The organism is Chroococcus sp. FPU101, from assembly GCF_017312365.1.
Lineage (GTDB): Bacteria > Cyanobacteriota > Cyanobacteriia > Cyanobacteriales > Microcystaceae > Chroococcus.
This window is the reverse complement of record NZ_BLJI01000002.1, coordinates 21,588-38,379: the sequence shown is the minus strand read 5'-3', so window position 1 is coordinate 38,379 and position 16,792 is coordinate 21,588. Positions and strand designations below refer to the sequence as shown.

The following is a 16,792-nucleotide window of genomic DNA, read 5'->3' as shown; positions in this document are numbered from 1 at the left end:
TATTTTAGGCATTTTAAGCCATTGTAGCGAAGATATGTTACATGGTTCCATCAAGCTAAATCAATACTTTTGAGAAATTTCTTAAATTGCCTGTGAAGATGCCTAAAAATCCTGGTGTGAATGAGGAATAGACGCGATATTAAAGATAACAAAATAAATCAATCAACTCCAGAAAAACGGAATTCAATTTCTTAATTAACGAGGTCAAAACAATGTTTCTTTCTTATCGTGGTCAATTTTATCATGCTCAATCTTATCCTGCTTTCTCAATTAATAAAATCCTTAAATTTCGCGGTGTTCCATATCAAATTAGTTCTCTCGCTACTCAGTCTTTAACCCCTAAAAATCTAAAATATCGCGGTATTGCTTACACGATTTAATAGAACAATCACTAACCAATTCTCTCCATCAACTTTCAAATAAATTACAGGATTCAAAAACAATGGAACTTATCTATCGTGGTCAAACTTTTCCTTATCACTCTCGTCAAGTCATCGCTTATGAAAAACCTCATACAATCAACTGGCGTTATCGAGTTGCTGGGGAAAAATATGAAGACAATAATTTACCTAAAATGACTTATCAACAGCCTAAAGTGATTAACTGGCGTTGGCAAACATAAAATCAATCTTTTTGGTCATCACTAGCAAGGAGAAATTCTGATGTTTAATTTAAACCAAGAGCAAAAAAGCTCTAATAATCAACCCAAAACAATAACCGAAACTCAACCCAAAATCAGAGTTTATCAGTTATCCCTACAATGGACAAATTCTAGTCAACATCAACTCAATCTTATTTTACAAACTTAATCAATTGGAGCAAACTAAAATGGTACCTCCTATTCTGCTAACACCACCGATTCAAGACTCAGAAAAAACTCTTGTGAATCCTACCCAAGAACAAATTACCACTCCTCGCTTAATGATGCAATGGACATTAGACGAAAACTCTAAACTGATTTGCACATGGGTAAAATCACCAGATTAAATTTAGATAGCTATAGATGACCCCAAAGATAGAATTCAAGACTGTATGAGTTATCTAACGTCCCTCGCTTCTAATTTAATTTTCCCTCTCTACTTTTCTTGAATTCTCTATCCTGTCATCCCAGAGGCCAGCTATGTTAAAACTTGATAAAGATATCCTTTTAAATATTGCTAATCATATCACTTTGTGTATCAGTATCATTACTTTAGGTCTTTTAGTTCGGATGGTTAGCACCGATTATTCAAATCATATTACAGAAATTCAACACGGAAAAATACTTTTAGAAAGAATGCAGCAAGAGAGGTAAAACAAATGTATCGCAAACTATTTATAATCACTTTATTACTAACGCTCAGTTTATCTGGAGTCAATCATTATCTAAAAGCCGAAAATCACAGCCAATCTCATACTAATCATACCAATGCACCATTATTTCAAAAACTAGGTAATCATCATCATCCGATTTCATCTACTTCTGAACAGGCTCAAAAATACTTCGATCAAGGATTAATCCTCGCTTATGGATTTAATCATGCTGAAGCTGCCCGTGCTTTTACTGAAGCTGCAAAACTCGATCCTAAATGTGCTATTTGTTATTGGGGAATTGCTTTTGTTTCAGGGCCAAATATTAACGTACCAATGGATGAAACTGCGGCTAGTCAAGCATGGCAAGCCATCCAAAAAGCCCAAGAATTGAGTCAATATGCGTCGGCAAAAGAAAAAGCCTATATTAATGCGCTATCTTTACGTTATACGGCTGAACCAATTGAAGACCGTAAATCCCATGATCTCGCTTTTGCGAAGGCGATGCAACAAGTTTCTCAAAGCTATCCTGATGATCTCGATGCCGCGACTATTTACGCAGAAGCTTTAATGGATACCACACCTTGGGACTATTGGCAAGAGAACGGCGAACCTAAACCCGAAGCAGTTGAAATCATATCGACATTAGAATCAATCCTGCAACGCGATCCAAATCATCCAGGCGCGAATCACCTCTATATTCACGCTGTAGAAGCTGAAAAACCCCAATTAGCTGAAAAATCAGCCGATCGCCTACTCAATTTTGCTCCAGATGCGGGTCATCTAGTACATATGGCCTCTCACATTTACATCAGAGTCGGACGCTATCAGGATGCAGTCGTCGCTAACCAGAATGCAATTATCGCCGATCAAAACTATCTTGCGGGATGTCATCTGCAAGGGATCTATCCTTTAGCTTATATGCCCCATAATCAACATTTTCTCTGGTTTGCTGCCCTGATGAGTGGTCAAAGTCAAATTGCTCTTGATGCAGCTTTACATACCGCTAAAGTTAATCCTGAATTGATGCGTGATCCAACTCTAGCCGCTTCTCTACAACATTATTACAGCATCCCGCTTTACACTTATGTTCGTTTTGGGCTATGGGATAAAATCTTATCCACTAAAGCCCCCGCATCAGATTTAGAATATCCTACAGGTGTATGGCACTATGCGAGAGGAATGGCTTTTGCATCCCAAGGTAAACTATTACAAGCGCAACAGGAATTAAATAGCCTAGAGGCGATCGCATCTTTACCCGCTTTGACAGAACTGAAAATCTGGGGTTTTAATGCAACGGCTAAAGTTCTGAGTATTGCGACTGAGGTACTAACTGCTAAAATTGCAGCCAAACAGCATGATTATCATACTGCAATTACACATCTTCAACAAGCCGTTCAAATCGAAGATTCTTTCATCTATACTGAACCTCAAGATTGGTATCATCCCACCAGACAGTTACTTGGATCTGTATTACTCGAAGCAAACCAACCGATAGAAGCAGAAAAAACGTTCCGTGAAGAATTAAAAATCTATCCTGAGAATGGTTGGTCACTCTACGGACTCTCTGAAAGTCTAGCAGCACAAGGCAAAACAACAGAAGCCCAAACCATTCAATCTCGTCTGGAAAAAGCTTGGGCTTATGCCGATATTACCCTCACTGCGGCACGTTTTTAGAAAATAGTATAACTTTAACAGTAATTTAATCTTGTAGCTCCGATAGGGATAGTTTAGCTCACAACATGATGGCTATCTATCCCTTTTTCCTCTATCTACTCCTTTTGTCTACACCTTATCTAAAACTTGGGGATGATGCAGAAAGTTTTTTAAGTATGCGATTTTACTGTTATGAGTTTAATTGTTCAATTTTAAGAAACATAAAAAAAACTATGCCAGATGAAGCTTTCAATAAAAATCGGCCTGAACTCGATCCTTCCGAAATGGAAGATCGTAGAGCCATTATTGCTGATGAAAATGGTTCATTTTTAGAAAAAGTAATGGTAAAAGGTGGATTTGCTGACCCCTATGATGCTAGGGACTTTGCAGAAGTAGTTTTTCGTGTAATGCGCGATTTGATGTCAACTGAAGATGCTCTTGAAGTTGAATCAGAACTGCATCAAGAAGCTTATGATACCAAAGAAAAAAGACTAAAACTTGAAATCGCAGATCTTTGGAGAGATACTAACCCCCTTGTCAGATTTTTAAGTCGGGTTCGTCCACCTTGGCAAGGCCCTGGAATCTTTAAAATCAATGACGATCGCTTTTTATTCCGCGTCGAAAATGAATTCGGTTTAGCCCCAGGATTAGATCGAGAAGTGGCAGTACAAGCAGTATTTTCTGCAACTAAAGATGAACTTTCTGAAGAACGTATTGAAGAAGTAGCTAATTGGCTTCCTCCTCATGTGCGTAAACTTTGGGAAGAAGCATAATTAATGAATACAAAAGGCGCGCTCACTTCGCGTCTTTAATCTATTTTTAAAATAATTTAATTAAATAAATGAATCGTAAAGAAATTCTTCGAGGTATTCACGCGGTAGCCATCATTATTGTAGGGATCACCCATTTTATCAAACCCGAACAATATGCCAGAATCGTACCGCCACAGCTTCCTCATCCGTTTGAATTAGTTTATATTAGCGGTGTTTTTGAAATCTTAGGCGGAATTGGTCTACTGATTCCTTATGTTAGTGTAGCAGCAGCTTGGGGATTGATTGCCCTCTATATCGCGGTTTTTCCTGCCAATATCAATCAAGCAATTAACGGTATTGCGATAGAAGGCATTCCCGATATCAAAGCTTTTTACTGGATAAGACTTCCCTTTCAAGCGGTTTTAATTGCTTGGGCATGGTGGTATACCAAAGAACCCGAAAAGCAAGCGGGGGCTAGTTTTATCAGGGCATTATTTCGCCAAGCAGACGGGAGAACTTCTTAATTTACTTTTTCTTTTTATCAGCATCAACTTGTTTTTTTAATTCACCACTATAAATCGCTTGATCCCAGTTCTTTGCTTTTTTTACTTGCTCTATTGTTAATCCTATAGCATTACGTAAATCTGCATTGGTTAAATCTGCATCCGTTAGATTAGCATTAGTTAAAGTAGCACCTTTTAAATTAACACCTGTTATCTTTGCATTTTGGAGTTGTGCGTTTTTTAAATCTGCTCTTTGCGTTAAATAATAAAAATTTTTATGTTTTTTAAAGTTTAAAGGAAGCTTAGTATTCGCGTCATAATAAGCATAATCTAAATTGACTTTGCTTAAATTAACATTGGATAAATCAACATTTCTTAAGTTAGCCCGTGTTAGGTTAGCATAAGCTAAATCAGCACTATCTAATACTGCTCCTTCAAAATTAACTCGTTCTAAAATAGTTCCTCTTAATTGAGCTTTTGCTAGATAGGCTCCTTGCAGAAAAGCACTTGTTAAATCTGCTCTTTCTAAATTTGCATTGTTTAGAAAAGCTGCTTGTAATTTTGCTTGAATTAATTGAGCTTCTTTCAAGATTGTATTGGATAAATTAGCTCCAACTAAATTAGTTGACTTTAGTTTTGCTTTAGATAAATCACTATAACTTAAATTAGCCTCAAATAACTGAGCTTTTTCTAAATTAGCGTCTTTAAGAATAGATTGGCTTAAGTTAGCATAATTTAATTTAGCTTCATTAAGATTAGCTGAAGCCAAGTTTAGTTTAACTAAATTAGCATTTTCTAAATTAGCCTTTTTTAAAACTTGCCAAGGTTCAAGATAATAAGCTTTTTTATTTTTTAATAAAATTTTTGTTTGATTAGATAACTTGGTATTTACATCATAGTAGGCATTGTTGAGATTAGCTTGGCTTAAATCTACACCAGTTAAATCAGCACCTCTTAAATTAGCTCCTTCTAAATTAGCATTTTTTAAAAAATCAGCATTTATAAAATTAACATTACTTAAATTAGCATTGCTGAGATCTATCATCTCAGCTTTTATTCTAGATGGCTGATTTTTACTAATAAAATAGAAATTTTTATTATTATAGTAATTAAATATGCTAAATTGTGTATTTTCATCATATATAATCTTATTTAAAAATTTTTGATCCAAATAAGCCCCTCTAAGATCTGCTCCTCTTAAATCTGCTCTCTCTAAATTAGCACCTTTTAAATTAACATCTCTTAAAATAGAATTTTTTAAATTAGCTTTTTTAAGTAGAACTGATTGTAAGTTATTTCTAGAAAAATTTAAATTTTCTAAATCTTTATTCTCTAAAGACTCACCAGGAGCAATAAAGATAGCCTTTTTTTGATCTTTCAATAATTTTTTAAGACCTGGAATAACTTTAATTGTTACTTCATCGAAAATTGCATCTTTTAAATTGGTCGTAGTTAAGTCTGCATTAATTAAATTTGTTCCTCGTAAATCGGCTTTGTTTAAATTTGCATAACTTAAATCGCATTTAGAAAAATAGCATTTTGTAAATTAGTATGTGTTAAATTGGTTGCTACTAACTTAGCAAATGATAAATCGACTCCTTTTAAATCTGACTGAGTTAAATCAGCACCTGATAGCTCAGAATCTTGCAAATTAGCTTGTCTCAATTGGGACTCTGTTAAATTAGAATTTTGAAATTTGGTATTATTCAAAGTAGAATAGTTTAAAGAAACATTTGATAGATACATTTGAGATAGATTAACATTATTAATTTCAACGCAATTAGCAAAGAAATATTTAAGTATAGGAAGTTTATCTCTAATGATTTCTGTATTAAAAGGCCATAACCATTCTTTTTTCTCTACACAACCACGATTTAAAAATTCTAAAGCACCGATCGCACCAGAACTAACTTTTTGTGTCCCCAAATCAGATTTTTGGTTTTGAACTTCATTAAGGATTTGCCATGAATCATTAATTGCTTTCTTTTCTCGTGTTCCTGCTTCTGCAATAAACAAAATAGCACCTGTAAAAATACTAAATTTTAGAATTGTTTCAGCAACACTAAGAACATTTTTATAATCATTGAAAAAATCAACTATAAAATTTTTTCTATGACGAGCTTCAGGTGTATTGTAGTCCTCCCACAAAACTTTAATTTCTTCTAAAGTTAGATTAAAATCACGAGCAATACGAAAAAGTTCACACCTTTTCTCATAAGGATTTTTGACATCACGAAGCTTGAGAAAACGCTCTTTAATTTTTTCTGCGTCAAAAGAATTCATGAGCCGCCTACTCCTGAAATAAAAAATTTAGATTTTTTACTGTTTGGTTAGGGAGCAAGTTTTTATCTGTTTTAATTTGGCAAACTGCGGCACTTTCCAAGAGTATATTAAATATTTTTGTGATCAGCCAGATATCTAAGTTGATAATGTTGGCTTTTCCTGACTAATTACTTTATTTTCGACATAATTCGCAACAAAGTTTTCTAAGACTCCAATTCCTTCAATTTCGACGCGAACCCGATCGTCGATTTGCATACCTGCCACTCCTTCTGGTGTACCTGTTAAAATAACATCACCTGGTAGCAGTGTCATAATCTGGGAAATATAAGAAACGATTTCTTCAGGGGAAAAAACCATATCAGAGAGTAACGCCGACTGACGAGGATGTGTTTCATCATTAATAAAGGTCGTTATTTTGGCATCTGCATTAATTTCTCGGACAATCCAAGGCCCAAGGGGACAAAATGTATCAAATCCTTTCCCTCGCGTCCACTGACCATCTTTTTTCTGTAAATCTCTAGCGGTCACATCATTGGCGATCGTATATCCCCAGATTTTTTGACGCGCTTGAGACAGAGAACAGTTTTTTGTTTCTTGTCCAATAATTAAGGCTAATTCCCCTTCATAGTCTACTCTTTGCGACTGTTTGGGATAATAAATCGGCTGATCAAGGGCGATCAGTGTAGTAGGAGGTTTGAGAAAGAGTAGCGGTTCAGATGGAACAGGTGTACCCATTTCGGCGGCATGATCTGAATAATTTTTCCCAACTGCAATAATTTTCGAGGGACTACAGGGAAAAAGAAGATGATAACTATCTGCGGTAAGAATCATTTCAGTCGGTTTACCACCTAACCACGGAGGGGCATCTAAAACGATGATGCTTCGGTTAAGCTGAAGCAAACCATAGTAGATTTGTCCTTGATAGTTTTTGACTCTAACGTAACGTTGCGCCATATCTTTTTTGCTAAATGACTAGCGATCGGGACAAAAGAAGTAGTAAGATCGTATATCCTTGCTTCTTTACTTAATGCTAAATAGCAAATCCCTATAGGTTTTGTCTAGCAGTTGACAAAGAAGCCATTTTGTCCATAAGGAGACGAACGACATGACTCAAACTTACGAAATGATGTACATCCTGCGTCCAGACTTGCTTGAGGAACAGGTTAACCAACAGATTGAAAGATATCAGACTTTTTTACAAGAACAGAACGCTGAAGAAATTCAGGTCAAAAATTTAGGCAAACGCAGACTTGCTTATCCGATCAAAAGACACAGTGAAGGCTTTTATGTCCAAATGAATTACAAATGTCATGGACAACAAGTCGCACCCATTGAAAGAGCGATGCGTCTTTCTGATGAAGTGATCCGTTATTTGACGATTAAGCTAGATACTGATCAACCTTTGGTGACGGCAATTTCTGATTCTGGTGTTTCAGAAAAATCATTTCCTAGAGAGTCTAAACCTGTAGCCGCTGTAGATACACCGTTCCCCGCAGCAACGGATGACGATGATCTTTATTCTGCTGAAGAGTAATTAGTTGGTTTGGAGACCAAACCCCTACTATCAAATGTAGGGGCATGGTTTCTAAGCCTTTTTTAATAGTAACTATTATCAATAACCATAAAAAATTTTTTAAATACAAATTCCTAGCATTGAAGACATCCTCGGCTTATCGTTATCATTTACTTAAGATTTTTCGCTAAAATAAGTTGAGAAACTATGATAGATAAAAGCAATGAGAGAATTAAACCGAGAAAAAACAACTGATCTTTTAAACCAGATCATGGAATTTGAACTGGCTGGAGTAGTTCGATACACTCACTATTCCCTAATGGTCACAGGGCCCCATCGTATTCCCATTGTGCAGTTTTTTCAGCAGCAAGCCACAGAATCCCTAACTCATGCTCAACAAGTCGGAGAAATTTTAACAGGTCTAGAAGGGCATCCTAGCCTAAAAATAGCCACAATTGAAGAAAGCTACGAACATGGTTTACAAGCGATTTTGACAGAAAGCCTCAACCACGAGAAAAAAGCCCTAGACTTATATAAAGTTTTGCTCGATACGGTAGAAGATGCCAGCGTCTATCTAGAAGAATTCGCTAGAGGTATGATCGGTCAAGAAGAACTACACAACATTGAGATTAAAAAGATGTTGCGCGATTTTATTCAGTAGCATATAAAATATAAGCTTTTCTCTTGTGCTTTTGATCTTGATATGAATATCAGTGCAGCTTTACCAACATTTGTCATTACCCTCAGAGAAGGATTTGAAGCAGCGTTAGTGGTTGGAATTGTTTTAGCCTGTTTGAACAAAGCACAACAAACTTACCTCTATCGCTGGGTTACTCGAGGGGTTATTGCGGGAATTCTCGCAAGTGTTATGATTGGATTTCTTTTAGGAGGTGTCTTACAAGGAGTCAATCATTCACCGAGTCCTTATACACCCTTAGTTAAAGAAATTTTAGCGGCTTTTTTTGGTTTAGTCGCGGTTGTTATGTTGAGTTGGATGTTACTTTGGATGACTCAACAGGCTAAATCAATGAAATCTGAAGTAGAAGGCGCAATTACCAAGGCTTTAAGTCAAAATGAACAAGCAGGAAAAGCGGTATTTTTATTGGTGTTTATTGCGGTTCTCCGTGAAGGGTTTGAAACCGTTTTGTTTATTTTGGCGCAATTCGATCAAGGTTTGCCCGCAACCACATTAGGCGCGATCGTCGGTTTAATTTCAGCCGCGATTCTGGGTATTCTTTTATTTAAAGGCGGTGTCAAGCTCAATATCCGTCTATTTTTTCAAATAATGGGAATTTTCCTCTTATTAATTGTTGGTGGTTTATTAATCGGTGTTTTAAAACATTTTGATCAAGCAGTAGCTTTATACTCTCAGATGAGTGGACAAAATCGGTGTTTATTTGCGGGTTCATCCTGTTTACTGGGGCCACAAATTTGGGATGGTTCAACTATTTTAAGCGATCAACAATTTCCAGGTATTCTGCTAAAAGCACTGTTTGGTTATCGTCAAACTCTATACTTAGGACAAGCGATCGCCTATCTACTCTTTTTATTCACGATTGGAACGATATACTTTCAGAGTCTTGGCAGTCAAACCCCTAACTCTCAAAAAACTGTAATTGCATCAACAAAATAAAAGAACTGAAAGTCTTAAATCTCTTTAGTAATCACCTGAAAAAGCTATGTATAAATTCTTGGGTCTAATTACTCTCCTTGGTGGCATTCTAACCACTGGAGTCGCTTGGGCAATTCCCTCTGAAGTTAATTTATCCCTCAAGCGTCAAGAGACTGAAAACTATGAACAATTTATCCAAAGGGCGCAAACTCTGACAAGTAATACCATTCAACAACGTTTTAAGAATAATCAATCTTTAGAAGAAGTTCGCGTGGTGGTCATCGGGGAAAATAAAGGAGCCATTGCACCTATTTTAACCGTAGAAGTTAACCGCAACAATTGGAATACTGATCCAAGTATCAAACGTTGGCAAAATGATTTCCCTTTTAGTAGAGAATTATTGGGTTTTGAGCAACCACAAGCTCAAATGGAACCCAGTGTACCGATAGAAGTTCCGACATCTGAACCTGAGACACCAGATACCTCAGATCTTACACCAGAACCCCCTGATACACCTGAGACGACAGATACACCAGAGAAAAACCCACCTACCCCTAGCCCTGCTGAATTAGTGCCTCTTCCCTATCCGGATCAAGTTCCATCGACTGACACACCGCCAATTCCATTACCTAACCAACGCTTACAACCCAACCGTATCAGATAGTCGTAACATTACTACTTTTTTTGGGGGGTTAAAAAGATTTTAACCCTTGACATTTTTTTGTAAAACAGTAACAATAGATACAGAAATAAATTTCGTTCATCTTTTCTCTAGAAATTCCAGAAAAGACGGAAGTAGGGAAAACTCCCGAAGGAACGCGCCTCAAACCACACATCATTAACTTGAGGAGCGAAAAAAACATGAAACTTACTTATCGCGGCGTTAGCTACGATTACAACCCTCCTGTTGTTGAAACGACAGATGGCGAGACTGGCGGAAAATATCGGGGTCTTGATTGGAGATTCCGCAATCTAAAAAAACCATTTGTTTTACAACCGACCGTTAATTTAACTTATCGGGGAGTTGCATACAACAAAGCGAGTACAGTTGAAACCGTTTTCGATGGAAAGTCGGCTACTTCGATTCAAGAAAAAGCACGTCTGTCAGTCTTTAATCAAGAAAAAGAAACCCGCAAACGTCATCAAAATGTCTTGACTCGTTTAGCGACAGACATCGGGCTATAAACACCAAAAAAACTCAAACTAACAACTAATTAAATTAAATCTGGGTGGAGACTTTTCCACCCAATTTTTTAAGGGCGATAAATTTTAATCTAGATCTTCCCGTTTCGAGACAATCTTAAAGTTTTTATCTAGATAAACGTCGTAATTTTTCTTATCATTACACATGACATTATCAGCTTTAAAAAGATTACGATTAATATAAAAATCTATATCATCGAAAGATGAACAACCTGCTTCTTTTAGAGATTGAGTCACCTTAGCTCTTTCTTCGGGAGTTACATCGCGATCTTCATCAGCATAGGCTACACTAGACCAAGACATTAAAAACAAAAAAGAGAAAAGCAAATAATTAATCGAAAAAACAGTACTTTTTTTCATGTTTTAGCTGGAATAATTTGAAATTTTCACCATAGTATAGCCTTTCAGTTGCCCATTCTAAAAACAGCCCTAAGATAGAGTTTAAGATAAAGAATGTTCTTGCAAAACTTCTAAAGCAACATATTTTAAAGCCGCTTCGTGAGTAGCTTCTAGGACGATAGGAGGGGCAACACCAGCTTCTATTGCTTCTTTCCAACGGGAGGCACACAAACACCAGCGATCGCCTTCTTTTAGTCCAGGAAAATTGTACATTGGAGCAGGAGTACTTAAATCATTTCCTTGAGACTTGGTAAAAGCGAGAAACTCTGCGGTTACCTCAGCACAAACGACGTGTACCCCCATATCTTGCGGCCCTGTCTCACAACAACCATCCCGATAAAACCCCGTCTTGGGAGACAATGAACAAACCTGTAAAGTTTCGCCAAGTACGTTTTTTGCTTCTGTTACCTTGTACATATCGTCTAGCCTTTTGTGTGCCGATGGTCAATAGCTTTCAGTTTATCTAATTCGAGCAGAAGTAACCAAAAATATCAGGTTTTTGAGAATAAAAGGAATCATTTTCCTCTTAACGCATATTTTAATTACTAAACAAAATCATTAAAGAGGACTAATGAATAACATCTGAGAGACGTAAATGGTAAACTAAGCGTTATTATGTAAAAATCTGTGGCATTAGCTTGAGGAAGTAGGTATTCATGAAAGCCATGATTCTGGCAGCAGGGAAAGGAACACGGGTGCGTCCCTTCACTTATACAATTCCTAAACCCCTCATTCCCATCTTACAAAAGCCAGTGATGGAGTTTTTATTAGAACTATTACGTCAACATGGTTTTAATGAGATTATGGTGAATGTGAGCCATCTAGCAGCAGAAATCGAAAATTATTTTCGAGATGGTCAACGTTTTGGGGTTCAAATTGGTTATTCTTTTGAAGGGCGGATCGAAGATGGTACATTAATTGGGGATGCCCTGGGATCTGCTGGAGGATTGCGTAATATACAAGATTTTAATCCTTTTTTTGATGATACTTTTGTCGTTTTGTGTGGTGATGCTTTAATTGATCTTGATTTAACGGCAGCTGTACAATGGCATCGTGCTAAGGGTTCAATTGCCACGATTATTACAAAAAGTGTACCATCTGAAGATGTTTCGAGTTATGGGGTTGTCGTCAGTGATGAAGACGGAAAAATTTTAAGCTTTCAAGAAAAACCGTCTGTAGAAGAAGCCCTTAGCACTTGTATTAATACTGGTATTTATATTTTTGAACCCGAAGTAATTGATTTTATCCCACCGAATCAAAAATATGACATTGGAAGTGAATTATTTCCGAAACTCGTCGAAAAAGGTGCGCCGTTCTATGCCTTAAATATGGAATTTGAATGGGTAGATATTGGTAAAGTTCCAGACTATTGGCACGCTATTCGTGGAGTTTTGCGACGAGAAGTGAAAAATGTAGCCATTCCAGGTGTTGAAGTTAAACCTAATATCTATACTGGGTTAAATGTAGCCGTCAATTGGGATAAGGTGGAAATTAAAGGCCCCGTTTATATCGGTGCGATGACCAAAATAGAAGATGGCGCGAAAATTATCGGCCCGAGTATGATTGGCCCCAATTGCCGAATCTGTAGCGGTACGATCGTCGATAATAGCATTATTTTTGAGTATTCCCGTCTCGGCCCTGGTGTTCGCTTAGTTGATAAATTGGTCTTTGGTCGCTATTGTGTTGATAAAGAAGGACATACGATTAATTTGCAAGAAGCGGCGTTAGATTGGTTGATTACTGATGTGAGAGAAAAATTACCCTTTGATGATCGTCAAGAAGTTAGAGCGATCGCTGATTTACTTAAACAAGATCCTTAAAATCTTTTTCATCGTCATTATTTCATCAAGATGCGTCACAACGTGTCTTATTTTTTTACGAATTATCCCAAAGAAAGAAAAAAAATTTAACAAAAAAAGTAATTTGCGATACTTTTAACCATTTGTAAATTTGTCAAGCTATGTCTCACTAGCTAAGTATACTGCACACAAAAAGAGGAAATTTAAAGCAATAACAAGCTAAACCTTAAAAGACGATGATTTGAGCAACATTCATTACATGAAGCGAATTTGATGGACACACTAACAAAACGCACATCGATACACATAGAAGCACCATCCGAACTCGAAGTCGTTAACATGACTAAGAAATTTGGTTCTTTAGTCGCTCTGGATCGTGTTTCAATGAAGCTAAAGAGTGGAACTTTTCATGCCTTACTCGGAGAGAACGGTGCAGGTAAAAGTACCCTGGTCAAATGTATCATGGGTTTTTATACGCCGACTGAGGGAAACATTTTAATTGACCAACAAGAAAGGACACTCAAAAGTCCCCGTGATGCCCATCAATACGGTATTGGTATGGTTTATCAGCACTTTACCTCAGTTCCCTCGATGACAGTTGCTGAAAATTTAGTTTTGTCGCGTTTTGATCAAACTCATCTCATTAACTGGAACAAAGAGTATGAAGATTTAACCGCCTTTATGAAAACTTCACCGTTTCAAATTCCTTTAGATATTCCCATTACTCAACTTGCAGCAGGACAAAAACAAAAACTAGAAATTCTTAAACAACTGTATCTAAAAAGTCGTATTTTAATTTTAGATGAACCGACCTCGGTACTCACACCACAGGAAGCCGATGAAGTTTTAGGACTGCTACGCGAACAAGTGACCGACGGGAAATTAAGCGTATTGATGATTAGCCATAAATTTCGTGAAGTGATGGCGTTTGCTGACTGTATTACCGTTTTAAGAAAAGGCACGTTTGCAGGGTCGGGTTTAGTCAAAGATTTAACAATTTCGGATATGGCCGAAATGATGATGGGAGAAAAACGCCAACCGCAACCCGTCAATAAAACCAGTTTCAATTCACCAACTCCTGTCTTAGAAGTCAGAGAACTACAGGCTAATAAAGATAATGGACTTAGCGCGGTCAAAAGAGTTAATTTAAAAATTTATCAAGGCGAAATCGTCGGAATTGCGGGAATTAGTGGCAATGGACAGCGAGAATTTGTTGAAGTTCTAGCGGGTCAACGTCCAGCGACAAACGGTCAAATGCTGGTTAATGGCGAAGTCTATCAAGCAACCCGCAAAGAAATCGCCAAGCATCATGTCTTTGCTTTACCCGAAGAACCCCTTCGCAATGCCTGTGTTCCTCAAATGAGTGTGGCGGAAAATATGGCACTGAGAACCTTTGACCGTCCCCCTCAAGCAAAAGGCTTTTTACTGATTCTCCAAGCGATTCATCATGCGGCAATGGGTTTAATTCAGCAGTTTTCGGTCAAAACACCTTCACCTGATACCCCAATTAGTCATCTTTCGGGGGGGAATGTGCAACGGGCCGTGTTAGCTAGAGAATTATCGTCCGAAAAGATTAATCTTTTGATTGCAGCTAATCCTTGTTTTGGCTTAGATTTTGCGGCAGTCGATTTTATTCATACTGCTGTTGTGGAAGCGAGAAACCGAGGTGTAGCGGTCTTGTTGGTGAGTGAAGATTTAGACGAATTACTCAAATTAAGCGATCGGATTTTCGTGATCAGTGATGGACAATTAGTCTATGAAAGTCCGATCAATGAAGCTGATTTTACAACCATTGGTCAGCGCATGGCGGGTCATTAAATGATGATGGACTTGATTCAAGCGCAACCTTATCCTTATGAACTTCCGCAACAGGGAAAAATCGCTTTATTAATTATTGATATGCAGCGAGATTTCTTAGAATCGGGTGGTTTTGGCGAAGCTTTAGGAAATGATGTTAGTCGCTTACGAGTGATTATTCCGACCGTTCAGAAATTATTAGCAGTATTTCGAGAGAAAAATTTACCTGTTTTTCACACGATAGAAGGTCACAAAACCGATTTATCCGATTGTCCTCCTGCGAAACTTAAGCGAGGTCAAGGAAGCCAGAAAATTGGCGATCTAGGAACAATGGGGAGAATTTTAATATTAGGTGAAAAGGGTAATCAGATTATTGATGAATTAAAGCCACTTAATAACGAAATCATCATTACTAAACCAGGTAAAGGAGCTTTTTATGCAACATCTTTACAGGAACACTTACAGAATCAACAAATTACCCATTTAATGATCACTGGTGTCACGACAGAAGTTTGTGTTCAAACTACAATGCGAGAAGCTAACGATCGCGGTTATGAATGTTTATTAGTCGAGGATGGCACAGAAAGTTATTTTCCTTTTTTTAAACAAGCAACATTAGAAATGGTACGCGCTCAAGGTGGAATCGTAGGCTGGACGGCACATTCTACCGATATTATTTCAGCCTTGAAGGGATGGAACACGGGCTAATAAACATTAATTTATCCATCTATCAATATTGTTTTTCAAAGGAAAAAATCGAAAAAATGAGCTACAGAAGAACATTGAATCTATCACGTCGTCAAATTATTCGAGTAATTATCGGTGCAACGGCCTTTAGTGCGACTTCTAAATTAATCACTGGATGCAATCAAAAAGCTGAAAATACGACTCCTCAAACTAATGCAAGTCCAGCCGCAGGTAATGCTAATAACATTGTTGTTGGATTTATCTATGTTGGGCCAAAAGATGATTTTGGTTATAATCAAGCCCATGCTCAAGGTGCGGCAGCGATCGCTAAATTACCAGGGGTGAAAGTAGTCGAGCAAGCCAGTGTACCTGAAACCAACGAGGTACAAGAAGTCATGCGGAGTATGATCGAACAAGATGGCGCAAAATATCTCTTTCCAACATCTTTTGGCTATTTTGATCCCCATATTTTGAAAATGGCTCAAGAGTTTCCCGATGTCCAGTTTCTCCATGCAGGAGGATTGTATCAAGAGGGTGTAACCCCGAAAAACGTCGGTAGCTATTTCGGTTATATCGATGAAGCTGAGTATGTCGCGGGCGTTGTCGCGGCTCATATGTCACAATCGAACAAATTAGGGTTTATTGCAGCAAAACCCATTCCCCAAGTTTTAAGAAATATTAATAGCTATACTTTGGGTGCAAGAACAGTCAAACCCGACATTACTACCCAAGTCATTTTTACAGGTGATTGGTCAGTTCCTGTTAAAGAAGCAGAAGCAGCGAATAGTATGGTTGATCAAGGTATTGATGTACTTACTTGTCACGTGGATAGCCCGAAAGTGATTATCGAAACCGCAGAAAAACGGGGCATTTACAGTACAGGGTATCATGCTGATCAATCCTCCCTAGCACCTAAAGGCTATCTAACGGGGGCAGAATGGGATTGGTCAAGTATTTATACTGAGTATGTCAATCTGTTTCAAGGGGGAAAAACCCTGATGAACGGTGGCATTCCTCATATCGTTCGCGGAGGATTTAAAGAAAACTTCCTTGCTCTTTCTCCTTATGGCCCTGCGGTGACTGATGTGGCTAAAAAAGACGGTGATGCAGCAAAATCCAAGCTGCTTGATGGCTCAATGGTAATTTATACAGGAGAAATAAAAGATAACACAGGAAAAACGATCGTTGCTGCTGGAAAAGCCCTACCGCAAAAAGATGTAGAACTAGAAAAAATGAATTGGCTGGTTGAAGGTGTTGATGGCAGTATTAGTTAATGCCCATTTCCAAAAAAAGTATAG

Annotated in this window: 22 protein-coding genes and 1 riboswitch; of the genes, 17 read left to right on the top strand and 5 right to left on the bottom strand. The window is 37.6% G+C overall.

Features of this window, described 5'->3' with window-relative positions:
* Window positions 1–212 precede the first annotated feature (212 nt).
* The 8 genes from CFPU101_RS02725 (at window position 213) to CFPU101_RS02690 (ending at window position 4,222) form a co-directional block, all read left to right on the top strand.
* Window positions 213–380, top strand: a complete 168-nt coding sequence (locus CFPU101_RS02725) for a DUF4278 domain-containing protein (protein WP_206813808.1) — start codon at window positions 213–215, stop codon at window positions 378–380.
* Window positions 381–442: 62 nt separating this feature from the next.
* Window positions 443–622, top strand: coding sequence for a hypothetical protein (locus CFPU101_RS02720; protein WP_206813807.1), 180 nt, complete (start codon window positions 443–445; stop codon window positions 620–622).
* A 40-nt stretch (window positions 623–662) separates the two neighbouring features.
* On the top strand, window positions 663–809 hold the full coding sequence (locus CFPU101_RS02715) for a hypothetical protein (protein WP_206813806.1): 147 nt from the start codon (window positions 663–665) through the stop codon (window positions 807–809).
* 19 nt (window positions 810–828) lie between these two features.
* The gene (locus tag CFPU101_RS02710) at window positions 829–987 is read left to right on the top strand and encodes a hypothetical protein (RefSeq protein WP_206813805.1); all 159 of its coding nucleotides are present in this window, start codon (window positions 829–831) and stop codon (window positions 985–987) included.
* Between the two features lie 133 nt (window positions 988–1,120).
* Window positions 1,121–1,294, top strand: coding sequence for a hypothetical protein (locus CFPU101_RS02705; protein WP_206813804.1), 174 nt, complete (start codon window positions 1,121–1,123; stop codon window positions 1,292–1,294).
* A 5-nt stretch (window positions 1,295–1,299) separates the two neighbouring features.
* Window positions 1,300–2,967: a hypothetical protein gene (locus CFPU101_RS02700; RefSeq protein ID WP_206813803.1), complete on the top strand. Its 1,668-nt coding sequence runs from the start codon at window positions 1,300–1,302 to the stop codon at window positions 2,965–2,967.
* A 212-nt stretch (window positions 2,968–3,179) separates the two neighbouring features.
* On the top strand, window positions 3,180–3,719 hold the full coding sequence (locus CFPU101_RS02695; RefSeq protein WP_206813802.1) for a DUF2267 domain-containing protein: 540 nt from the start codon (window positions 3,180–3,182) through the stop codon (window positions 3,717–3,719).
* A gap of 68 nt (window positions 3,720–3,787) precedes the next feature.
* Complete coding sequence (locus CFPU101_RS02690; RefSeq protein WP_206813801.1) at window positions 3,788–4,222, top strand: DoxX family protein; 435 nt, start codon at window positions 3,788–3,790, stop codon at window positions 4,220–4,222.
* Window position 4,223: 1 nt separating this feature from the next.
* Here the strand turns inward: CFPU101_RS02690 and CFPU101_RS02685 are convergent, their stop codons facing one another.
* The 3 genes from CFPU101_RS02685 to CFPU101_RS02670 all read right to left on the bottom strand — a co-directional run bounded on the left by CFPU101_RS02685 (window position 4,224) and on the right by CFPU101_RS02670 (window position 7,438).
* The gene (locus CFPU101_RS02685) at window positions 4,224–5,582 is read right to left on the bottom strand and encodes a pentapeptide repeat-containing protein (protein WP_206813800.1); all 1,359 of its coding nucleotides are present in this window, start codon (window positions 5,580–5,582) and stop codon (window positions 4,224–4,226) included.
* Between the two features lie 131 nt (window positions 5,583–5,713).
* Window positions 5,714–6,484 carry a pentapeptide repeat-containing protein gene (locus CFPU101_RS02675; RefSeq protein ID WP_206813799.1) on the bottom strand — a complete coding sequence of 257 codons (771 nt, stop codon included), beginning with the start codon at window positions 6,482–6,484 and terminating at the stop codon, window positions 5,714–5,716.
* Between the two features lie 135 nt (window positions 6,485–6,619).
* On the bottom strand, window positions 6,620–7,438 hold the full coding sequence (locus tag CFPU101_RS02670) for a fumarylacetoacetate hydrolase family protein (protein WP_206813798.1): 819 nt from the start codon (window positions 7,436–7,438) through the stop codon (window positions 6,620–6,622).
* 151 nt (window positions 7,439–7,589) lie between these two features.
* Between CFPU101_RS02670 and rpsF the strand changes: the two genes are divergently transcribed.
* The 5 genes from rpsF (at window position 7,590) to CFPU101_RS02645 (ending at window position 10,794) form a co-directional block, all read left to right on the top strand.
* Entirely contained in the window at window positions 7,590–8,018 is a 429-nt protein-coding gene (rpsF, locus tag CFPU101_RS02665) for a 30S ribosomal protein S6 (protein ID WP_206813797.1), read from the top strand.
* A 202-nt stretch (window positions 8,019–8,220) separates the two neighbouring features.
* Window positions 8,221–8,658 carry a bacterioferritin gene (locus CFPU101_RS02660; RefSeq protein WP_206813796.1) on the top strand — a complete coding sequence of 146 codons (438 nt, stop codon included), beginning with the start codon at window positions 8,221–8,223 and terminating at the stop codon, window positions 8,656–8,658.
* Between the two features lie 42 nt (window positions 8,659–8,700).
* The gene (locus tag CFPU101_RS02655; RefSeq protein WP_206813795.1) at window positions 8,701–9,630 is read left to right on the top strand and encodes an FTR1 family protein; all 930 of its coding nucleotides are present in this window, start codon (window positions 8,701–8,703) and stop codon (window positions 9,628–9,630) included.
* A 46-nt stretch (window positions 9,631–9,676) separates the two neighbouring features.
* Window positions 9,677–10,273: a hypothetical protein gene (locus tag CFPU101_RS02650; RefSeq protein ID WP_206813794.1), complete on the top strand. Its 597-nt coding sequence runs from the start codon at window positions 9,677–9,679 to the stop codon at window positions 10,271–10,273.
* Window positions 10,274–10,364: 91 nt separating this feature from the next.
* Window positions 10,365–10,432, top strand: a riboswitch (Glutamine riboswitch).
* Between the two features lie 38 nt (window positions 10,433–10,470).
* Entirely contained in the window at window positions 10,471–10,794 is a 324-nt protein-coding gene (locus tag CFPU101_RS02645; protein WP_206813793.1) for a DUF4278 domain-containing protein, read from the top strand.
* Between the two features lie 84 nt (window positions 10,795–10,878).
* Here the strand turns inward: CFPU101_RS02645 and CFPU101_RS02640 are convergent, their stop codons facing one another.
* The gene (locus CFPU101_RS02640; RefSeq protein WP_206813792.1) at window positions 10,879–11,115 is read right to left on the bottom strand and encodes a hypothetical protein; all 237 of its coding nucleotides are present in this window, start codon (window positions 11,113–11,115) and stop codon (window positions 10,879–10,881) included.
* Window positions 11,116–11,253: 138 nt separating this feature from the next.
* Complete coding sequence (locus tag CFPU101_RS02635) at window positions 11,254–11,628, bottom strand: DUF2237 family protein (RefSeq protein ID WP_206813791.1); 375 nt, start codon at window positions 11,626–11,628, stop codon at window positions 11,254–11,256.
* A 239-nt stretch (window positions 11,629–11,867) separates the two neighbouring features.
* Between CFPU101_RS02635 and CFPU101_RS02630 the strand changes: the two genes are divergently transcribed.
* From CFPU101_RS02630 to CFPU101_RS02615, 4 genes are all read left to right on the top strand, one after another.
* Window positions 11,868–13,031 carry a sugar phosphate nucleotidyltransferase gene (locus tag CFPU101_RS02630; protein ID WP_206813790.1) on the top strand — a complete coding sequence of 388 codons (1,164 nt, stop codon included), beginning with the start codon at window positions 11,868–11,870 and terminating at the stop codon, window positions 13,029–13,031.
* A 252-nt stretch (window positions 13,032–13,283) separates the two neighbouring features.
* Window positions 13,284–14,828 carry an ABC transporter ATP-binding protein gene (locus tag CFPU101_RS02625; protein WP_206813789.1) on the top strand — a complete coding sequence of 515 codons (1,545 nt, stop codon included), beginning with the start codon at window positions 13,284–13,286 and terminating at the stop codon, window positions 14,826–14,828.
* The gene (locus CFPU101_RS02620) at window positions 14,829–15,515 is read left to right on the top strand and encodes a cysteine hydrolase family protein (protein WP_242577737.1); all 687 of its coding nucleotides are present in this window, start codon (window positions 14,829–14,831) and stop codon (window positions 15,513–15,515) included.
* A gap of 56 nt (window positions 15,516–15,571) precedes the next feature.
* The gene (locus CFPU101_RS02615; RefSeq protein ID WP_206813788.1) at window positions 15,572–16,768 is read left to right on the top strand and encodes a BMP family ABC transporter substrate-binding protein; all 1,197 of its coding nucleotides are present in this window, start codon (window positions 15,572–15,574) and stop codon (window positions 16,766–16,768) included.
* The last annotated feature ends 24 nt before the right edge of the window (window positions 16,769–16,792 follow it).